Source organism: Aliidongia dinghuensis (assembly GCF_014643535.1).
Classification (GTDB): Bacteria; Pseudomonadota; Alphaproteobacteria; order ATCC43930; family CGMCC-115725; genus Aliidongia; species Aliidongia dinghuensis.
In genome coordinates this window covers 217164-237023 of the sequence record NZ_BMJQ01000007.1, presented here as the reverse complement: position 1 = coordinate 237023, position 19860 = coordinate 217164, and the positions used below count along the sequence as shown (strand labels likewise).

Annotated in this window: 19 protein-coding genes; 5 read left to right on the top strand and 14 right to left on the bottom strand. The window is 67.9% G+C overall.

All coding sequences use genetic code 11. The features are described from left to right. Window positions 1–46: 46 nt before the first annotated feature. The 3 genes from IEY58_RS15150 to IEY58_RS15140 all read right to left on the bottom strand — a co-directional run bounded on the left by IEY58_RS15150 (window position 47) and on the right by IEY58_RS15140 (window position 1338). A complete protein-coding gene (locus IEY58_RS15150; RefSeq protein ID WP_189047181.1) occupies window positions 47–238 on the bottom strand; it encodes a hypothetical protein in 192 nt (63 codons plus the stop codon). Continuing rightward, window positions 235–978, bottom strand: a complete 744-nt coding sequence (locus tag IEY58_RS15145) for a COG4280 domain-containing protein (RefSeq protein WP_189047178.1) — start codon at window positions 976–978, stop codon at window positions 235–237. The genes IEY58_RS15150 and IEY58_RS15145 overlap by 4 nt, the downstream gene beginning before the upstream one ends. Before the next feature lie 93 nt (window positions 979–1071). Beyond that, window positions 1072–1338, bottom strand: coding sequence for a hypothetical protein (locus tag IEY58_RS15140; protein ID WP_189047175.1), 267 nt, complete (start codon window positions 1336–1338; stop codon window positions 1072–1074). 306 nt (window positions 1339–1644) lie between these two features. On the opposite strand from IEY58_RS15140, the gene IEY58_RS15135 reads away from it, so the two are divergent. Then, complete coding sequence (locus IEY58_RS15135; RefSeq protein ID WP_189047173.1) at window positions 1645–2853, top strand: sensor histidine kinase; 1209 nt, start codon at window positions 1645–1647, stop codon at window positions 2851–2853. 6 nt (window positions 2854–2859) lie between these two features. On the opposite strand, the gene IEY58_RS15130 is transcribed toward IEY58_RS15135, so the two are convergent. Further along, the gene (locus tag IEY58_RS15130) at window positions 2860–3198 is read right to left on the bottom strand and encodes a hypothetical protein (protein WP_189047171.1); all 339 of its coding nucleotides are present in this window, start codon (window positions 3196–3198) and stop codon (window positions 2860–2862) included. A gap of 15 nt (window positions 3199–3213) precedes the next feature. Here IEY58_RS15130 and IEY58_RS15125 point away from each other — a divergent pair, with 15 nt between their 5' ends. Beyond that, entirely contained in the window at window positions 3214–3456 is a 243-nt protein-coding gene (locus tag IEY58_RS15125; RefSeq protein ID WP_189047169.1) for a hypothetical protein, read from the top strand. Here IEY58_RS15125 and IEY58_RS15120 read toward each other — a convergent pair. From IEY58_RS15120 to IEY58_RS15085, 8 genes are all read right to left on the bottom strand, one after another. Then, window positions 3439–3654 (bottom strand): DUF1289 domain-containing protein, encoded by a 216-nt coding sequence (locus tag IEY58_RS15120; protein ID WP_229743739.1) that lies wholly within the window; start codon window positions 3652–3654, stop codon window positions 3439–3441. The genes IEY58_RS15125 and IEY58_RS15120 overlap by 18 nt on opposite strands. A 164-nt stretch (window positions 3655–3818) precedes the next feature. Further along, the gene (locus IEY58_RS15115; protein ID WP_189047167.1) at window positions 3819–4433 is read right to left on the bottom strand and encodes a hypothetical protein; all 615 of its coding nucleotides are present in this window, start codon (window positions 4431–4433) and stop codon (window positions 3819–3821) included. Window positions 4434–4439: 6 nt separating this feature from the next. Beyond that, the gene (locus IEY58_RS34375) at window positions 4440–5828 is read right to left on the bottom strand and encodes a virulence factor family protein (protein WP_229743738.1); all 1389 of its coding nucleotides are present in this window, start codon (window positions 5826–5828) and stop codon (window positions 4440–4442) included. A gap of 8 nt (window positions 5829–5836) precedes the next feature. Next, window positions 5837–8410, bottom strand: a complete 2574-nt coding sequence (mprF, locus tag IEY58_RS15105; protein ID WP_268237574.1) for a bifunctional lysylphosphatidylglycerol flippase/synthetase MprF — start codon at window positions 8408–8410, stop codon at window positions 5837–5839. Window positions 8411–8540: 130 nt separating this feature from the next. Continuing rightward, window positions 8541–9602 carry a DUF4340 domain-containing protein gene (locus tag IEY58_RS15100; protein ID WP_189047163.1) on the bottom strand — a complete coding sequence of 354 codons (1062 nt, stop codon included), beginning with the start codon at window positions 9600–9602 and terminating at the stop codon, window positions 8541–8543. Window positions 9603–9615: 13 nt separating this feature from the next. Beyond that, window positions 9616–11586, bottom strand: a complete 1971-nt coding sequence (locus IEY58_RS15095; RefSeq protein WP_189047161.1) for a GldG family protein — start codon at window positions 11584–11586, stop codon at window positions 9616–9618. An 11-nt stretch (window positions 11587–11597) separates the two neighbouring features. After that, window positions 11598–12332: an ABC transporter permease subunit gene (locus IEY58_RS15090; RefSeq protein ID WP_189047159.1), complete on the bottom strand. Its 735-nt coding sequence runs from the start codon at window positions 12330–12332 to the stop codon at window positions 11598–11600. Between the two features lie 26 nt (window positions 12333–12358). Then, window positions 12359–13303 (bottom strand): ABC transporter ATP-binding protein, encoded by a 945-nt coding sequence (locus tag IEY58_RS15085; protein ID WP_189047157.1) that lies wholly within the window; start codon window positions 13301–13303, stop codon window positions 12359–12361. A gap of 248 nt (window positions 13304–13551) precedes the next feature. Here IEY58_RS15085 and IEY58_RS15080 point away from each other — a divergent pair, with 248 nt between their 5' ends. Together IEY58_RS15080 and IEY58_RS15075 are read left to right on the top strand one after the other, a co-directional pair. Further along, on the top strand, window positions 13552–15219 hold the full coding sequence (locus IEY58_RS15080) for an adenylate/guanylate cyclase domain-containing protein (RefSeq protein ID WP_189047155.1): 1668 nt from the start codon (window positions 13552–13554) through the stop codon (window positions 15217–15219). A 94-nt stretch (window positions 15220–15313) separates the two neighbouring features. Then, window positions 15314–17269, top strand: coding sequence for a rhomboid family intramembrane serine protease (locus tag IEY58_RS15075; protein WP_189047154.1), 1956 nt, complete (start codon window positions 15314–15316; stop codon window positions 17267–17269). Window positions 17270–17278: 9 nt separating this feature from the next. Here IEY58_RS15075 and IEY58_RS15070 read toward each other — a convergent pair whose 3' ends face one another. Together IEY58_RS15070 and IEY58_RS15065 are read right to left on the bottom strand one after the other, a co-directional pair. Then, window positions 17279–17755 carry a glutathione peroxidase gene (locus IEY58_RS15070; RefSeq protein WP_189047152.1) on the bottom strand — a complete coding sequence of 159 codons (477 nt, stop codon included), beginning with the start codon at window positions 17753–17755 and terminating at the stop codon, window positions 17279–17281. Window positions 17756–17787: 32 nt separating this feature from the next. Further along, the gene (locus IEY58_RS15065) at window positions 17788–18459 is read right to left on the bottom strand and encodes a sulfite oxidase-like oxidoreductase (RefSeq protein ID WP_189047150.1); all 672 of its coding nucleotides are present in this window, start codon (window positions 18457–18459) and stop codon (window positions 17788–17790) included. 203 nt (window positions 18460–18662) lie between these two features. Between IEY58_RS15065 and IEY58_RS15060 the strand changes: the two genes are divergently transcribed. Then, a complete protein-coding gene (locus IEY58_RS15060) occupies window positions 18663–19859 on the top strand; it encodes a phosphoglycerate kinase (protein WP_189047148.1) in 1197 nt (398 codons plus the stop codon). Window position 19860 lies beyond the last annotated feature (1 nt).

Below are 19860 nucleotides of genomic sequence, written 5' to 3'. Positions count from 1 at the left end.
CGCCCACCTGACTTTCGCCGTTTCGGCTATCGATCGGCGAAAAGCGCTATCGGATGGCCTTGCGCAGGCTCGCCACCAGCACGAAGGCGACACCGAGGAACAGCATGGGGCCGCCCCAAACGCCGATTGACAGCGTCGGCAGCAGATAGCCGGCGATCGCGACCCAGACCAAAAGGCCGACGGCCAGGAACAGGTCGTCGACGAACAGGCCCATGAGTTCCTTCAGCACCGCCCTCATGGCCGCACCACGGCGCGCGCACGCGGCTTGACGATCTGGACCAGCAACAGGCCGAGCGCGAGCCAGGCCAGGATCATGACCGGGATCGACCAATCCTCGCCCGGCCAGTCGAGCCCCAGCCCCTCACCGGTCCAGAACAGGCCGAACGACAGGATCATGGCGCCGACGGTGAACTTGAGCGCGTTCTCTGGCACGCGGGCGAGCGGTCTGTGTACCACCACGCCCAGCACGAGCACGACGAGGCCGGCAATTCCCGCGCCGATCGATGCCGGTACCAGCATCCCGCCGGCGGCACCGACGGCGATGACGATGAACACGACCTCGAGCCCCTCGAGCAGCACGGCCTTGAACGCCGTCATGAGTGCCGCGAAATCGGCGGCGCCTTCGAGGGCAGCGCTTTCCTTGGCGAAGGCAAGCGTTTCATCGTGGAGTGCTATGCGCCCGGCGCCGCGCAGGATCGCCTTGCGCAGCCAGCGGGCGCCGAACAGCAGCAGCAGCACGCCGACGGCGAGTTGGAGATAGTGGAGCGGAATCGCCGACAGGCCCGGCCCCAGGACCGCGACCAGCAGCACCAGGGCCGCGACGCCGAGCGCAGCACCGCTCAACGCCGGGCGCCAGCCCCTGACCGTGCCGACGGCGAGCACGATGGTGAGCGCCTCGACGAATTCTACGAGGGACGCAAGAAAGGCCGCCAGCATGGGCGGCCCGGCGTGGCTCCAGACGAGCGGCAGGGTCATCATGAGCGGATCATATCGTCGACCGCGATCGCCCCGTCAACAGAGCGGCTTTCAACAAAGTGCCCTTCAACAAAGTGCCCTTCAACAAAGCGCCCTTCAACAAAGCGAAGGTGCCGCCGTCATCTCGAGATGATCGAACTCGGTGCATTGGCAGATGTCGCGATCGGCCGGGACGGCACGCGCGACCAGCTTGGCGATCGCCCGATCGGGCGACACCGGCTGGCTGGACGATCGGCCGGCGAGCGACGGGAAGGCGAGGACGAACGCGAACAGGGCGAAGACGACCGCCCAGGCAGCCACGGTCGCGCGGGCCCCGCCGTATCGAGGATCGCGTCGCGATCCGTCGAAATTGGGTTGGCGCATCACGAGAACTCCCGAAAACCGGCGGGCATTTTGCACTGCAAACGCCCGCGCTCCGCCGAAAGATGGGGACGCGCAAAAATTAATAAAAGAGCAATATCGCCGCACTGATATGCGGCGCGCGGATGGGTCCGTCTCCGCTGCGGCGCGGCAATTGCTGTGTAAATCAGACGCCGATCGCTGCGCGTACGCCAAAAGTTCAAAAAGATCGGCAGTCGGCAGACTTGCGCCCGGCTTCGCAAATCATCAATCTTTTGCCGCTAGGATAGCGAAGCGTTCATATAAGAGCATTGGGAACCCGGCATCGTCATGGCCGTCCTGCCTCCCGCAAACGCCCCTTGGCGGGCCAATCTTCTGACGCTGCACACGCGCGTGCTGCCGCCGTCGGCGAGCTGTGGCGACGCTTATGCCCTGTTTGCGGCCGACCCCGAGCTGCCGGGCCTCGCGATCATCGACGGCGACCAGATCGCGGGCTCGATCGATCGCCACAGCCTGCTCTCGACCTTCGCCCGGCCGGTCGTACGCGACGTCTACGAGCGGCGCCCCATCGCGCTCCTGATGGATCGGGCACCGCTGATCGTCGATCCCGACACCAGCATCAGCGAGCTGTCGGAACGGATCGGCCGCGACAAGCCGTCGGCGCTCATGAGCGGCTTCATCATCGCCGAGAACGGCCGTTTCATCGGCATGGGCTCGGTACTCGAGATCCTGCGCCTGCAGGTCGAGGAAAGCCGGCAGCGCGGGCTCGAACTCGAGGCGGCGCGGGCCGAGGCGGTCCGGGCCGACGCGGCCAAGTCGCAGTTCCTCGCCAACATGAGCCATGAGCTCAGGACGCCGCTCAACGCGGTGATCGGCTTCGCCGACATCATTCAGAGCGAGATGTTCGGCTCCGGCGAGGGTGCCTGGCGCCGCTACAAGGATTACGCGGCGGACATCGCGACGAGCGGCCGCTTCCTGCTCGACGTCATCAACGACATCCTCGACCTCACCAAGGCGTCGGCCGGCAAGACGGAGCTGCGCGAGGACCGGATGTCGGCGACGGCCCTGCTGATCTCCGTCGAGCGCTTCTTCCGCGAGCGGGCGCGTGCGGCCGGCGTCGCACTCGAGACGCGCCTGCCCCGCGAGGATATCGAGCTTTGGGCCGACGAGACCAAGCTGAAGCAGGTGCTGCTGAACCTCGTCTCGAACGCGGTCAAGTTCACGCCGTCCGGCGGGCGGGTGATCGTCTCCGCGGCGCTCAAGGCCGATAGTGAGCTCGAGCTGGCCGTCGCGGACAGCGGCATCGGCATCGCCGAGACCGATCTCGACCGGATCTTCGAGCCCTTCACCCAGGTCGACAACTCGCTGTCCCGCCACCATGCCGGCACCGGCCTGGGCCTGCCGCTCGCCCGCAGCTTCGTCGAGCTGCACGGCGGCACGATCGGCGTCCGCAGCTGGCCCAACACTGGCACGACCGTAACCGTGCTGCTGCCGGCCGGCCGGGTCTTGCCGGCCGAGCCGATCCGCAAAGCCGTCTAACCGTAATCAGAGCGGCCGATAGCCCTTGTCGGTCATGCAGTTGCGCATGACCTGGGCGCCAGAGTCGGCATCGCCCTGCGACAATTGGGACTGTTGGGTATTGTACTGGCCGAGCCGGCGCCAATCGCTGCCGAGACTCGACGAGATGTCCTGGTCGATGTCGTAGCTCTGCTTCATGACCGCCCGCATCTGGGACCGGCATTCGTTGTAGTCGGCGCTGCGCTGGCTCTCGCTGACGCCGGGCCTGGCCCAATTCCTGGCGCCGGTCGTGCAGGCCGCAACGCCGGCCAGCAGAAGGATTGCCGCCACACGGCAAGAGAGTGTTAATGCATATTCAGGCTTCATAGACAGATGCGTCCCATGCTTCGCATTTCCCTGCTCGCGCTCATCGGTGCCACCGTCGCCGGCTGCTCCGCCGCGGTCGACCCGTGCGACCAGTTCGCACCGCCGGTCGGCCAGCAGCCGAAGGATTGCAAGCCGAAGCCGGCCGCTGCCGACCAGCCATACAAGCAGGCCAAGTATTGCTATTCCAGCCTCGGTCAGGTCGATTGCTATGCCGAGCCGCAGCCCGGCCGCGCCGGCTATCTAGGAACCGGCGACTAGCACCGGCGATCGGCCGGTCGCGACCGCGCAGCGCCGCTCCGCCAGGTGTGCCTTGATCTGCCGCCGCTCGCTGAGGCTGAGCCCGCCCCAGCGGGCGATTTCCTGAAGCGTCCGCAGGCAGCCGCGGCAGAGCCCGCTCGTCGGCTCCAACTCACATATGCCGACGCAGGGTGACGTCGCGGTCGCGTCGCAGATCACATCCGGCCTCGTTTCAAGTATGACAAAATTGCCGGAGAGTAGTAGAGCGCCGCCCCGTCGTCCAGCGGCGCCGATGCGCACTACCTGCGTATAGGTCGAAAGACCGAGCACGCAAATGTAGAGCGGCCGCCGCTTGGCAAACCCCAGTTGTCGATAGAGTTCGATTACGGTGCGGAGTCGGCCGCCTTCTCAGGCGCTTCGTCGCGTACCGGGGTCGCGGCCGGAGCCGCGCGGCGCGGCCAGCCGGCGCGCAGGTCGGTCAGGACCGCGAGCACGGCGAGCCCCGCGCCGCCGATGAGGAACGCCTGGCGCGCCCAGCCGATGCCTGCGATCGCGAGCGCCGCCACGACGATGTTGGCCGAGAGCGCCAGCAGCACATTGCCGTCCGCCCGGCCAATGCCGCGCCAGGCGAGCCAGAGCGCTACGGCCTGCAGCCCCTGGGAGGCAAGCGTCGTGACGGCCGCGGCACCGGCAATGCCGCCGACCTGGTCGATGCCGCCCGGCGGGATGACCCGGCCGACGATCATGACGGCGAAGATCGCGATATTGACCAGGAGCTGGGCCACGAACCGTGCGAGCCGTCCAGGCAGGCGATGGTGGGCCAGGGTCGAGACCCGCGCGTCGAGGATGTTCGACACGACGGAGATCGACGGCAGGGCCAGCGCCACGAACAGAGCAACCCCGACCAGCACCGGGTTCTCCCAGGCGTTCTGGGCGCGCGCGTAGCTCAGCCACAATACGAGCCCCATGAACATCGAGAGTTTCGTGGGGCGCGTCATGGCGGGTCAGCCTGCGCGCCGACGCAGGCCGTCGAGGATATGTTTCGCCAGCGCCGCGTAGTCGCCGTCGAAATGATGGCCGCCGGTCGTCTTGATCTGCTCGACGCCCTGGGCGGTCAGTGTCGGGCAGGCCGTATCGGTTTCGTCCGCGCCGTAGAAGCACTGGATCATGGCCGGCGGCACCTTGGCGAGCTCCGCCTGGTTTGGCAGTGCGTCGGCACCGGGCGCCGCCCCCAGCCAGCCGCCGACCGAGATCTCGAACTCGGCGCTCTTGGAGAGGCCCAGGAGCGACATTTGCACGACATTGCCGCGCAAGTCCGCCGGCAGGCGGTTATAGGCGAAGGGCAGCACGTCGGCGCCGAAGGAATAGCCGACGAGCGCCACCTTGGAGGCGTGCCACTTCGCCATATAGGACTTCATGATGGCGGCAAGCGCCAGTGCCGTCTCCTCCGGCGTCTTCTTGCTCCAGAAATAGCGCAGGGCGTCCCAACCGACCGTCGGCACGCCCTGTTCCCGCAGATTCTCGGCGATCGTCTTGTCGAGATCGCGCCAGCCGCCATCGCCCGACACCACGATCACCATCACCGGTGACGGATGGTCGACCGGCAGCTCGACCAGCGGCAAGGCGTCGAGCCCGGTCAGGTCCATCTCGGGCTTCTTGAGATGCGGCTCGATCAACGCCGCGAGCGCGTCGGCCGGCGCGCCGGTCACATCCTCGGTCGTGAGCGGCGTGCCGCCCAGACCGAGCTCGGTCACATGATTGCGCGATTGAGCGGCTTTGGCGGTGAAGCCAACCGACCAGAAACCTTGCAAATCCGGATGCGGGCCATAGGTGAAGCCGCCGGCGACGGCGCTGAACGGGGCCTTCGTGCAGAGCGGCCGCCCGGTCGGGATCGCGACGGTTGGATCGATCGACACGGCACCGGCGTAGGTCGCCGACGGCACTTGGCTGAGCGCCGCCTCGGCGAGGGCGCCACCGACCCCGATGCCGGCCAGAATCGGCGAGCGATAAGTCGGGTAGGCACGGTCGTGCTGCAGATTGCGGCTCAGCCCCTCGATGTCGCCACCCAGGTTGAAACATTTGTCGGGCAGCTTGGCGAGCGCCGTCAAATAGCCGTGCGTGTCGATCTCGACCACCAGCGCGCCCGCGGCCGAGAGCTTAGCCGCCACGGCATCGTCGGTTTCAGCCGAGCTATCATTGTCCGAGAACAGGTAGACGAGGCCGCGCATGTCGCCCTCCGGCTCGGTCACCCGGATGATGCCGAAACGGCCGCCGTCGATCTGCGCCGAATCGGCCGAGGCCGGCGCCGCCGCGATCAGACCGACGGCAAGGAGGCCCAGCGCGATCAGGCGCTTTACTGGGGCATTCCTGATCGCCGGGCCGCTTCTCGCCATAATGTTCCTCACGTCTTGTTGCCGCCCGCCAGCACGACCACGTCGGCCAAGGCCACGAACGGCCCGATGGCGCCCGAGGCCGCCAGGTATCGGGGCTCCCAGGCCGGATGGAACTTGTTCTTGAAGGTCCGGAGCCCCTGGAAATTATACACACGCCCGCCGTGTTCCCAGACAAGTCCTGCGATGCGATGCCAGCGCGACGAGAGCGGCGTGCGGCCGATACCTGCCAGCGGCGCCATGCCGAGGCTGAGCCGTGCGAACCCAGCCTCGCGCAGGCGCTGCGCGAGCGCCGTGAACAGGAACTCCATGGCGTAGGGCGAGGCGGTCGTCGTGTGGCGCATGATGCCGATCGTCGCCTCCTGGCGCTGATCGGTCGTCATGACGCTCGCAAACGCGACCGGATCGCCGCGCTGGCTCAAGAGTGCCACCGACTGGGCGGCGATGAAGCTCGGATCGAACGCCGCGACCGAGAAGCTCTTTTCCTTGGCGCGCCGCTCGGAGAGCCAGTCATCGGAGATCCGGGTCAAGGTCTGGATGCGGCGCTCGGCCTCCTCCGGCGTCAGCAGCTCGAGCGAGAGCCCTTCCCGCTCCCCGCGCTTCAGCGCATAGCGCAGGCCCTGCCAGCGGCCACCTTGCAGCGTGAAGTCCGAGAGCCGCACGATCGCCTCCTCGCCGAGCTTCAGGATCTTGAGCCCCGCATCGAGATAGAACGGCAGGCTGTCGGCCCGGACCTGGTAGAAGGCGGCGCGGCCGCCGTGCTCGTCGGCCAGCTCGACGAAGCGCCAGATGAGCTCGTGCCATTCCTCGCGTGGGCCGACGGGGTCGTAGAGAGCCACCCAGCTGCGCCCGCGCTTGGCATACATGAGGAAGCTGCGGCCGGAGCCCGAGAACAGGAAGCTCTTGTCGCCCATCATGGCGAGCATGGCCTCGCTGCGCCCCTGCTCGCCAATGATCCGCCCGGCCTGGCCGAGTTCCTCCACCGTCGGCGGCTCGACGCGGCCCGACGCGGTCCGCATCAGCTGCGCGCAGCCCAGGACGAGCGCCAGCACTGCCATGCCAAGCAGCGCGCGCAACGCCCGCGGCGCCTGCTCGTCGAACTCGAAATGCCACCAGAGATCATGGGTGTAGGCGACGTCGCGGAAGGCGAAGAACAGGATCCAGGACGAGCCGGCCAGCACGACCGCGATGCCGACGAACCATTCGACCGTGAAGGGCTGGCGCAGGAACGATGCCGGACGGGTGAATTCCCGGCGCGTCACCAGCAGCATCAGGATGAAGAAGCTGATGACGGCGAGCTCGTCCCAGGCGAGCCCCTTGGTGATGGATAGGAACAGGTTGGCGAGCGCCAGCACCAGCGCCAGCCACCAGGCGCCGTCCAGCCGATGGAACAGGCCGCGCGCCACGAACAGCATGAGCACGCCAGCCAGGCTGCCGAAGAAGCTCGACATCTCGACCGCCCAGAGCGGCAGCAGGTCGTGGAGCGCCGCCAGACGCTTGCCGAATGCCGGCGTGGCGCCCGAGACGATCAGCATGGTGCCGACCGCGAAGGTGAAGACGCCGAGATAGATCGGCGCCAGCAGGCCGGCACCGCGCAGCACGCGCTCGGTCGCCCCGGTCGCGCGCCCGGCGAGCCGCGCCAGCTCGTAGACCGCGAGCAATACGCCCGCGAGAATCAGCGGCAGCAGGAAATAGACCGCGCGATAAGCCAAGAGTGCCGCCGCGGCGAGGCTGGGCGACACGCGGTTGCCGAGGGCGAAGACCACGACCGCCTCGAACACGCCGAGGCCGCCCGGCACATGGCTGATGACGCCGAGCGCTGTCGCCGCGGCATAGATCGCCGAGAAGCTCGCGAAATCGACCCGGCCCTCGGGCAGCAGGAACCATAGCGCCGCCGCGGCGCCGACCAGGTCGACGCCGGTCAGCACGATCTGGACAAGGGTCAAGCCCGCGCCCGGCACATCGATCTGCCACTGCCCGAGCTGGACCGGCGCGCGCCGGACGCCGCAGAGCAGTACCGTGAGCGCGACCGAGGCGAGGGTCGCAACGCCGCCGAGGCGCAGGCCCTCGGCCGGCAGGTGCAGCAATCGGCCGATCGCCGTGCTGGCCAGCACGGCGCTGGCGGCAGCGTAGGCCGCGAGCCCGACGCCGAAGCCGGCCGTGATGAACAGCATGATGCGCGTGATCTGGTCCGGCTGCACGCCGACAGCCCCGTAGGCACGATAGCGCACGGCGCCGCCGGTCAGCGCACCGAAGCCCACGGCGTTGCCGAGCGCCGAGCCGCAGAACGAGCCCAAAAGCAGTGCGGAGCCCGGGATGCGGGCGCCGACGTAATGGAGCGCGCAGACGTCGCGCGCGATGAGCGCCAGGTAGCTGAGCGCCGTCGCCGCGACGGACCACGCGAGCAGGCGGTTCGGCGTGTGCCTGAGCGCATGCACCATGGCCTGATAGTCGATGCCGTGGGACAGGCCATGCAGCAGGGCGAGCACGATCCCGCAGACGACGAGGGCCATGGTCGGCGCCAACAGGCGTCGCAGCCATGACGCACTCCGGGGCCCGTCCGCCGGGACCTCTACCTCCTCCACCCGATCACCTCCGCCGGAAATTCGCGAGAGGTGTAGCGCATAGGGAGCCCTCCTCGCCACTCACGACGCCCGGAGGAACAACAACGGAGCCATGCCAGAACGTTCCGCCGCGGGACCGGCTGCGGGTGGGTCAGGACCCCTTGGCGGGGGCCGGCGGCGCCTGCAAGTCTGTGAGCCTCGTCTCCAGCGTTTTTACGCGCGCATCGGGGATTTTATAGGCCCAACCGCTCGTCCGCTGGGTAATCTCGTCCGCCGGCTTCTGGGCGTCGCCCGAGCCTTTCGCCGCGAATTTGACCCAGGTGGCGCCATCCTGGTCGACGAGCATCACGTCGAGCACCAGGCCCCCGAACGTCTCGACATGAGCGGTCGCGACCGGCGCCGCCGTGAGCTTCGCCGCCGGCTCAACGTCGGTCAGGTCGAGATAGCGGAACGCCGCCGCCACATCGCTGCCGGGGTTGTCCGACTTCAGCTTGAAGTCCTTGGGCAGGTCCTGGACGCCAAGCTTGTCGGCCGCCTTGTCGCGGCTGAAGGTCAACGGCTTGGCGCCCGCCGTAGTGGCCGCGAGGGTGACCAGCTTGATCTGGTCGGCGTCGACGTCAACCAGCTTGCGGTCGATCCAGCTCAGCGTGTCGGACGGCAGGTCGAAGGCCGGCGCCGCGAGCCAGGTCTGGGCCACGTCGGGCTTGCGCATATAGATGCCGTCGTCGTTCCCGGTCAGCCCGTAGCGCCGGCGGCCGACGATCAGCTTGGCAAGGTCGGCGCCACCTGCGTCGCCGAGCGTCACCGCCTTGGCCTCCGAGCCCTTATCGCCCGGGTTGCCGAGATCGAGCCGGTCGTAGAGCTTCGGCCGTTCGGTCTTGGGCTCGACGGTCTTGAGGTCGACGAGTGCGCTCAGGATCGGGCGGAGTGTCGTGCCGTCGACCGGGTAACCGCCCTTGTCGGTCAGCGTCCAGCCGTCGAGCGGCAGCTCGCCCGGCTTCGGCGCCGCCCCTTTGCGCGCGAGCGTGACCGTGCCGCCGGAGCCGGTCACGGTCAGCTTGGCCGCGTTCGCAATCTTGTCCTTGAGGCCCGGGAACACGGGCCCGGTCGCGACGCTCGCGATCTTCGTGCCGCCCGGCATCGGCACCAAGATCGCCGCCGCGCAGACCGGGATCGTGATGAGGGTGAGCGCGATCAGAGTATTGCGACGCATCCCGTTCTCTCCCTTAGGCCTGCTGCGCGCGGCGCTTGCGCCGCTGTGCGCGGACCAGACCGACGACGAGTGCCAAGACCGCGAGCGCCAGCGGCACCAGCGCCACGTCGAGCCCGACCAGCAGCCCCTTCAGCCGGTCGATGTCCTGGCGCAGTGCCAGCTGGACCTGGCGCAGCTGGCTGCGCGTCTGGATGATCGTCGCCGACAGGTCGTTGATCGACTGCTGCTGCTCGGCGGTCAGCGGCTCTTCCTTGCCGTCGGCACCCTTGTTCGTACGCAGCTCCGCGAGCTTGGACTGTGTCTCGCGCAGCTTGTCCTGCAGCTGCTTCTCCTTGGCGCGGTAGCTGTCCTCGGCCTGGCGCTGCAATTGGTCGACCACGGTGAACGGCCGGACGGCCGACCCGCGCGAGCGCAGGCCGATCAGGTCGCCGGTGCCGGCCAGGCTGTCGACCGCGTTCTGCACGAGGTCGCCGTTGTTGGCGAGCGGCGTCGCCGCGCGCTGGCCGAAGAAGTCCTGGACCTGGACCCAGAAGCGGTCGTCGAGCATGTCGGCGTCGGCGACGACGATGATGTCGATCGGCTCCTTCGCCACCTTGACCTGGGTCGGATCGGCCGTGAACTTCGGCGCATCGGACTTGGCGGCATCAGGCTTCGCGTCGTTGGGCTTGGCCGGATCCTTCTTCGCGTCGTCGGGCTTCTCCTCGACCGGCTTGCCGTCCGGGAAGGCGGTGTCGGCCGGCCCGGTGATGCGGGCCGCAAGCGTGTAGCGCTCGCCCGTCGCCTTGAAGCTCGACAGCAGGCCCAGCACATCGGGCAGGCCCTGGACCTTGGCCGTGTCGATCAGTTCCGACTGAGGCGAGGAGCGGACCAGCCACTCGAACTTGGTCTTGGCGTCCTTGATCGGCTGCAAGTCGCCGGCGGTCGCGAAATTGAGCTGGCCCAGCTGACCCGTCACCGGGTCGTCGTGGTTGATCGAATCGCCCTTGAGATTGAGCCAGGCGAGATATTCCGCCGCCTGGACATGCGTGCCGCTGCCGGCGTTGACCCGGCGTGCCGCGACCCGGTCGCCCACGACCTTGCCCGGCACGAGCTCGACGCCCCAGGCCTTCAAGAGCCGGTCGAAGTTCGCCGCCGAGGGGCCGCCCTGCGGGTTGAACATCGACGGATGCGCCTGGGCGAATTCCGCATTGGGATCGACGAAGACCAGTGCGTGGCCGCCCTTCATCACGAACTGATCGATCGCGTATTCGGTCTTGGCCGGCAGCTTCTGCGGCTGGACGATCATCAAAAGATCGACGTCGTCCGGCACCTTGTCGAAGCCGGCTCCGATATCGCGCACGTCGAAGGTCTGGCGCAGCTGGTCGAGCACGACCTGGCTCTGGGTCGGCTGGCCCTGCATGCGCGCCATCGGGTCGCCGTCGAGCGCCAGGCTCGAGACCAGGCCCACGACCTTTTTCTTCGGGAATGCAAGCTGTTGGACCAGCTTGGTCAGGTCGTACTCGATGAAGCGCTCGCGATCCGGCTGAAAGAACGCGATCGTCTGCTTGTCGTCGGTCGAGTTGGAGCCGGCGAGGCCGAAATAGACCTGCTCGCCGCCATCGTCCAGCGGCACGCCTTGGAGGCCGGCCGCGGTCGCCTGGTCCTCGACCTCGGAATAGGGTTGCGGATCAAGCAGTTCCAGGTTGATCTTGCCGTGCGCATCGGCGGCATATTCCTGCAACAGCTCGCGCACCCGCTGGGCATAGACGCCGAAGCTCGGCACCTGGTCGCCCAATTCCTTGGAGTAGAACAGCTTGAGCGTGATCGGCTCATCGATCTTGCTCAAGACCGCCTTGGTGCCGTCGGACAGCGTATAGAGATGCTGGTCGGTCAGATCAAACCGGTCGCCGCCGAAGAGCTTGCCCGACAGCGCGTTGATCGAGATCAGCAGGACCGCGGCGAGGCCCAGCCCCGCCAAGGTCATTCCGGTAGCGGAACGGCTCATGGAAGACCTCCTCAATCCGCTTTCTTGAGCTCGACCAGGACCGTGTTCGCAAACAGGAACAGGCCGATGACCGAGCCGAAGAAGATGACGTCGCGCAAGTCGACCACACCGCGCGTGATCGCCGCGAAATGCGACAGGAAGCTCATCGATGCGATGGTCTCGATCACGCCGCCCGGGACCCAGGCCGTGACCGGCCCCAGCACCAAGGGCGAACCGGACGCGGTGAAGAGGAAGCAGACGACGGCGCTCACGACGAAGGCGATGACCTGGTTCTTGGTCACGGCCGAGATCGCCGAGCCGATCGCGAGGAACGCGCCGGCCATCAGGAAGCTGCCGATGTAACTCGCCAGGATCACGCCATTGTCGGGCTGGCCCAGGTAGTTGACCGTGATCCAGAACGGAAAGGTCAGGGCGAGCGCGATGCCGGTGAAGGCCCAGGCTGCCAGGAACTTGCCCACGACCGCCTCGGCCGTGGTGATCGGCAGGGTCAGGAACAGCTCGATCGTGCCGGTCTTGCGCTCCTCCGCCCAGAGCCGCATGGAGAGCGCCGGGATCAGGAACAGGTAGAGCCAGGGATGGAAGTTGAAGAACACCTGGAGATCTGCCTGCCCGCGCTCGAAGAAGCCGCCGACGTAGAAGGTGAGCGCACCGGCCATCACCAGGAAGATCACGATGAAAACGTAGGCGAGCGGCGTTGCGAAGTAGCTGACCAGCTCACGACGGAACACGACACCGACAGTGCCCATAGGTTCAAGTCTCCCCGAACGCGTTTCTAGTTCTTGGCGGCGGTGATGTCGCGGAACACGCCGTCGAGCCGACCGCGCTCGAGCCGGAGTTCGGCAACGGGGATCCCGTGCTCGGCCATCGCCTCCCGCACGGCCGGCAACAGATCGGCGCCGTTCTGGGCCAGCACGTAGAGCCCGGCCGCATCGGATCGCCCACCCGGCTCGACCGCCGCGACGCCGGGCAATGCCGCGAGCGCGCCCACGATCCCGTCGCCGAATGGTGCTGCTCCCCTCACGAAGACCGCGTTGTGATAGCGTGAGCGCGCCTCGAGCTCGCCGGGCGTGCCGTCCGCCAGCACCGTGCCGTGTGCGATCACCATGGCGCGGGTGCATACCGCGTCGACCTCTTCCAGGATATGGGTCGAGATGATGATCGCCTTGTCGCGCGCCATGCCGTGGATCAGTTCGCGAACCTGGTGCTTCTGGTTCGGGTCGAGCCCGTCCGTCGGCTCGTCGAGGATCAGCACCTCGGGATCGTGCAGCAGCGCCTGGGCCAAGCCGACACGGCGCTTGAAGCCCTTCGAGAGCGTCTCGATCGGCTGGTACATGACGCCGCCGAGTTCCAGCCGCTCCGCCGCCTCTGCGACCCGCCGCCGCGCCTCGGCGCCGCGGTAGCCGCGCACCTGCGCGATGAAGGAGAGGAAGCCCGCAGTCGTCATGTCGGGATAGGCTGGTGCTCCCTCCGGCAGATAGCCGAGCTTGCGCTTGGCGGCGAGCGGCTCCTTCTCGACGTCGTGGCCGCAGATGATCGCCCGTCCGGCGCTGGGGGCGAGGAAGCCCGCCGCCATCTTCATGGTCGTCGATTTGCCGGCGCCGTTCGGGCCAAGGAAACCCAGGACCTCGCCACGATCGACCGTGAAACTGATGCCTTTGACCGCCTCGATTGGTCCGAAATTTTTGACGAGGCCATGAATTTCAATGAGATGAGTCACCGGCTCGACACCTCCCTCGACCTTGGGTAGCCGGGTTACCAGAAACCTTATGGCTTGGGAACCTCTCGCTTAAAGCGCTACCGCGCGACCGAAGGTCGCGAGATCGCAGCCGGTCGGCCGGGTCCTGCCGAGCCGGTGGCCGCGACCGGATGTGCATGATAGGTTCCGGCATGAAATGCCCCGCGCACGAGTCTTTTGGGGCGAGTCCTTTCCGGACATCTCTTGGATCAGCGCGAGGAAGCTCACCGGTGCTCACGCCGCAGCGCATTAACAAGGCGCGGCTCTCTAGCGGGCTCGTGCTGTTCACCTACGTCACGATCCACCTGATCAACCATTCGCTGGGCCTGATCTCGGTCGCGGCGATGCAGGCCATGCTCGACGTGGTCGAGAACATCTGGGAGAGCATTCCCGGCACCATCGTGCTCTACGGCGCGTTCCTGCTGCATATCGCGCTTGCCCTGTTCGCACTCTATCGCCGGCGTGCGCTGCGCATGCCGGGGCCCGAAGCTGCCCAGCTGTGCCTGGGCTTCCTCATCCCGTTCCTGCTCGCCCAGCATCTCGCCGCGACTCGCCTGCTCTACAGCCTCTACGACGGCGACGACACCTATCGGGCCGAACTGCTCCGGCTCTACACGCTCGCCCCGTCGCGGGGCATGCTACAGCTCATTCTGCTGGTCGCCGCCTGGATTCATGGCTCGATCGGGCTCAACTATTCGCTCCGGCTCCGGTCCTGGTATCCGACGCTGAAGCCGCTCCTGTTCGCAGTCGCCGTGCTGATTCCGATCCTGGCGATCCTGGGCTTTGTCGAGGGCGGCCGCGAGATCGCCGAGCTGGCGCGGGATCCCGACTGGCTGTCGCGCCAACTCGCCCATCATGCGATCACGCCCCAGGCCCAGGCACACCTTGACCGGTTGCGCGACTGGATGCGCGGCACCATGACGGTGCTCATCCTGCTGGTGCTGGCCCTCCGTCTCATCCGCAGGCAATGGGAACGGCGCCGCGGCACCTTCCGCGTGACCTATCCCGACGGCCGGCGGATCGAGGCGCTCAACGGCATGAGCGTGCTCGAGGTGAGCCGGCTCGCCCGCATCCCTCATGCCTCGGTCTGCGGCGGCCGCGGCCGCTGCTCGACCTGCCGCATCCGCGTCGTAGGCCCGGCGAGCGCGCTGCCGGACCTGTCCGATGCCGAGATGAAGGTGCTGCATCGGCTGTCGGCGCCGCCCAATGTGCGACTCGCCTGCCAGCTGCGCCCGACGGGCGACATCGCTGCGACGCCGCTGCTGCCGCCGACGATCGCGGCCAGCGACAAGCTCGTGCGCTCGACGCACATGACCGGCAGCGAACGCGAGATCGCGATCCTGTTCGCCGACATCCGCGCCTTCACCGAGCTCGCCGAGCACAAGCTGCCCTATGACGTCGTCTTCCTGCTCAATCGCTATTTCGAGGAGATGGGCCGCGCGATCGAGGGGGCCGGCGGCCAGGTCGACAAGTTCATCGGCGACGGCATCATGGCGCTGTTCGGCGTCGAGAGCAGCATCGAGGAGGGCTGCCGTGCCGCCCTTGCCGCCGCGGCCGCCATGTCCGAACGGCTCGTCCACCTGAACCAGATGCTGAGCGCCGACCTCGCCCGCCCGCTCAGGATCGGCATCGGCATCCATGCCGGCCCTACGATCATCGGCGAGATGGGCTTCGGCCGGACCGTGTCGGTGACCGCGATCGGCGATGCGGTCAACACCGCGAGCCGGCTCGAAGCCATGACCAAGGAAGCTGGCGTCGAACTGATCGTGTCCGAGATCGTGGCACGCCACGCGGCGACCGACCTCGACCGGTTCCCAGCCCTGGAGATCATGGTGCGCGGCCGCGCCCAGCCGCTGACCATCCGCAGCATTCCTTTGGGGAGCGATCTGGCCCAATAGGCTTTCGCCCTTGCCCCCGCGTGCGTCGCACGGCTAGCCTGACTTTGGTTGCAGTGGAAACGGAGCAAGCGACCGGATTGCGGCGGAGCGTACCTTGATCGAAACCGATCAGAGTTTTCAGAGCATCCCGTTCCGCCTGCCGCCGGTCTGGCCCCCGAACCTGCTCTCGCTGCTTGGCGGCGTCGTGATCGGCGCCTTCTTCGCCGTGTCGGCCATGTCAGAGTCATGGCCGCGCGGCTGGGACGTTCCGGCCAGTTTGGGCATCGCCCTTGCCGCCATCACCGTGCTCATGCTCGGGCGACAGGCCTATCACCGGGCAAAGGGCGGGCCGCCGCCGATTTCCTTCGAGCGGGACGGCCTGTCGGTCCCGCGCAACGTGAATTCGCACCGAAGCCTCAAGATCCCCTATGCGGACGTGCTCTCGGCCGTGATCGTCGGCAGGGGGCGGCGCGCCAGCGTGATCCTGGATACGCGGAGGCGCACCTACGTCTTTCCGGTGCGGGAATTTGCCGAGGCCGACGCGGTCCCTCGGCTGGTGAGGCTGGTGAGCGAACACGTCTCGAGGCAGAGCGACGGCGCGGTGCTCGTCGCCCGCATGGCCGCGCGCGAGGCCGTGGCGGTACAGTTCGGGCGCGCCAGGCCCCGGGCGACCCGGAGCCTGGTCGGCTTCCTGGTCCTGGTCTTCCTCGGCCAGTCGCTTTGGCTGAGCCAGGCCGACCCGCTGGGCATGCTCGACCTGGGCGCCAACGCCTCGTCGCTCGTGGTGCAGGGCGAATGGTTTCGCCTGATCACCGCCAACCTGCTGCATGCCAACGCCCTGCACCTCCTCAGCAACGGCTTCTTCGCCCTGGTCGTGGGCACGATCGTCGAGCGGCAGCTTGGCATCCGCCGGTTCATGATCCTGGTGCTCGCGACGGGCATTGTCAGCCAGGGGGCATCGGCGCTCGCGGCTGAGCTCGGCTGGCTTTCGAGCAACCTGATGTCGGTCGGTTTCTCCGGCGTCCTGTTCGGCATGCTGGGTGCCCAGGCCGTGCTGAACCGCCGGTTCGGCGCGCAGCTGCCGGGCGGCTACCGGTTTGCCCCGCGGGTGTGGTGGATCCTGCTGGGCGTGAATTTCGTCCTCCTGCCGCTCGTGATCCCGGCACTCGACGTCTCCGCCCATGTGGGCGGCCTGCTGTCGGGCATCGCCGTCGGCTGGCTGCTCGTGCGCGGCCAGGGCGACATCACCCGCCTGCCGCCGCGGAGCCTCGCCGGCAGCGGCGTGCTCGCCGCGCTGGGGATCGTCTGGCTCGCCGGCATCACGCTCGCCATTGTCCATAGCGCGGATACCGCCGCCAGGAGGGCCGACCGCGCCCTGCTGACCAAAGCCATCGCCGCCAGGACGCATACCCCGCCCGACATCGACAACGACCTCGCCTGGCTCGTCGCCATCTCGGCCACCCCGACGCCGGACGAGTTGGCCGATGCCGAGATCATGGCGCGCCGCGCGCTCGGCCGGACCATCCAGACCGAAGGGACTGCCAGCGGAAACAGCGTGCGGATCACCGACACGCTCGCAACAGTGCTCTATCGGCGCGGCGACGTTGCGGGGGCGATTGCGACTGAGCGGCCGGTGGCGAAGCGGGATGCGCTTTTCGCGAGCCAGCAGGCCCGTTTCATGGCCGCCGCGGTCGCCCAGCAGGGTGGCCGGCCGCTTGGCAACCCCGCACCATTGCCGACGGTGACGCTCGAGCCGGTTGAGGCCGCGGCTCCCAGCGTCGGCATCGCGCTGCAGCTGGCCGAACCGGTGCCCCTGGGTGCCGCGTTCACCGCCGTGCTCGAGCAGGACGGGAAGCCCCGGGCTGTCCTGCAGATCGACTTTCCGGCCGGGGCGCGGCAATCAGACCACGTCAACCTCCGTCTCACGCCGGCGAGCAAGCTCACGAGTGCGGATCTGCAGGACGCGACGGTACGCGTCCTGCAGTTCGACACCAGCGGCTGCGCCTGCACGGCCAAACGGACCTACGTCCGACTGTTCCCCTATGCCCCGCGGGTCGCAGGTCTGCCCTGAGGGCCTGCTCTACCCCCTCAGCGCCGCCTCGATCGCACCCACCAGTTCCGGCGCGTCCGGGGTCGTACGGGAGCCGAAGCTCGTGATCGCGCCGTCGCGGCCGACCAGGTACTTGTGGAAGTTCCACTTGGGCGCCGCATCGGCACCGAGCTCGGTGACCGCCCACTGGTAGAACGGGTGAGCCGCCGAGCCCACGACCGGCTCCTTGGCGGTCATCGGGAAGTCGACCGCGAAGCGGGTCGTGCAGAATTCCTGGATCTCGGCCTCGGTCCCCGGCTCCTGCGCGCCGAAATCGTTGGCCGGCACGCCGATCACGACGAGGCCCTGGTCGCGATATTGGCGCGACAGCGCCTCGAGCCCCTCGTACTGCGGCGTCAGCCCACAATAAGACGCGACATTCACGACCAGCAGCACCTTGCCGCGATATGCTGCGAGCGGCATCGGCCGGCCGTCGATCGAGATGAACGAGAAATCGAAGGCGCTCATGGCGCGGTTCTCCCTTGTTGCTTGAATGCTGCTTAGTCCGAATAGCGTTCCTCGGTCCAGGGATCGCCGTGGCCATGGTAGCCCCGCTCCTCCCAGAAGCCGGGGCGGTCCGCCGCGATGAATTCGATGCGGCTCAGCCATTTGGCGCTCTTCCACAGGTAAAGCTTCGGCACGAGCGCCCGCACGGGGCCGCCGTGCTCGCGCGTCAGCGGCTCGCCCTGCCACTGGTGGACCAGGAACACATCGTCATCGTCGAAATCGGCGAGCGGCAGGTTCGTCGTGTAGCCGTCATACGAGTGGAATACGACGAAGCGCGCCTCGGGCTTGGGCCGCACCACCGACAGCAAGTACTTCGCCGACACGCCGCGCCAACGGTTGTCGAAGCGCGACCAGGCGGTGACGCAATGCATGTCCGACACGTCGTCGCTCTGCGGCTGGGCCAGGAATTGCTGCCAGTCCCAGACGACCGGGTTCTCGACCAGGCCATAGACGCGCAGATGCCAGCGGTCGAGCCGCACGTCGGGCTGGACGCCCAGGTCCAGGACCGGCCAGTTCTTGACCTCGCGCTGGCCCGGCGGCAGCCTCTCCACGCCCGGCCGTGCGGTCCGGCCGGTCAGGAGCCGTCCCTCGTCGGCCCAGCGCTGCTTCGTCTCGATCAGCTTCTGCCGCGCGCCCTCGATCGGGCCTTCGCTGTCGTCCGCCATCCTGCCGCTCCGGAAATGACACCAGACGCAAGGAAATAGGATGGTGCGTACGGCCCCGCAACGCCGGGCCCGTGCAGAGCGGGTGTGACGAAACCCGCCGCCGGTTGTTGACAGCGGGCAGCCCCCCGCCTATGGCACGGGGTCGGCGGGTATCGTCGCGGGACGGCCCCTATCCTCCTTCATCGCCATCGGAGAGACGCAACATGGTCGCATACAAGACGCTGGATCAGCTCGACGTCGCGGGCAAGCGCGTGCTCGTGCGGGTCGATCTCAACGTCCCGATGCAGGACGGCAAGGTGACCGACGCGACCCGCATCGAGCGCCTGGTGCCGACCATCGAGCAGCTCGCCAAGGCCGGCGCCCGCGTCGTGCTGCTGTCCCATTTCGGCCGGCCCAAGGGCCGGCATGCGCCCGAGGCCTCGCTCGGGCAGCTGGCCGAGCCGCTGTCGGCGGCGCTCGGCGGCCGCAAGATCGCGTTCGGCGACGATTGCATCGGCCCCGAAGCCGAGCGCGTGGTTGACGCCCTGAAGGACGGCGAGGTCGCGCTGCTCGAGAACCTGCGCTTCCACCCGGGCGAGGAGACCAACGACCCGGCCTTCGCCTCGGCGCTGGCGAAGCTCGGCGACCTCTACGTCAACGACGCCTTCTCGGCGGCACACCGCGCCCATGCCTCGACCGAGGCGCTCGCCCATCTGCTGCCGTCGGCGGCCGGCCTCCTGATGCAGGCCGAGCTGGAGGCGCTCGGGGCGGCGCTCGAGCATCCCGAGCGGCCGGTCGCCGCCATCGTCGGCGGCTCCAAGGTCTCGACCAAGCTCGACCTCTTGAACTCGCTCGTCGGCAAGGTCGACCTGTTGGTCATCGGCGGCGCCATGGCCAACACCATGCTGCTGGCGCGCGGCGCGGAAGTCGGCACCTCGCTGGTCGAGCGCGACATGCTCGACACGGCGAGGGCGATCTTCGCCGCGGCCGACAAGGCCGGCTGCACCATCGTCCTGCCGGAGGACGCGGTGGTCGCGGCCAAGCTCACGGCCGGCCAGGCGACGGAGACCGTGGCGATCGACCGGGTACCGGCCGATCTCATGATCCTCGACGCCGGACCGAAGACGGTTGCGGCAATCGTCGCGAAGCTCGAAGGCGCCAAGACCCTGGTGTGGAACGGGCCGGTCGGCGCGTTCGAGTTCCCGCCGTTCGACGAAGGCACCAACGCGATTGCCCAGGAAGTGGCGCGCCTCGTCCAGGCGGGCAAGCTGCTCGCGGTTGCGGGCGGCGGCGACACGGTCTCAGCCATGGCGCATGCCGGCGTCATCGACAAGCTGAGCTACGTCTCGACCGCCGGCGGCGCGTTCCTCGAATGGCTCGAAGGCCGCGAGCTGCCGGGCGTGAAGGCGCTCGCGTCCTGAA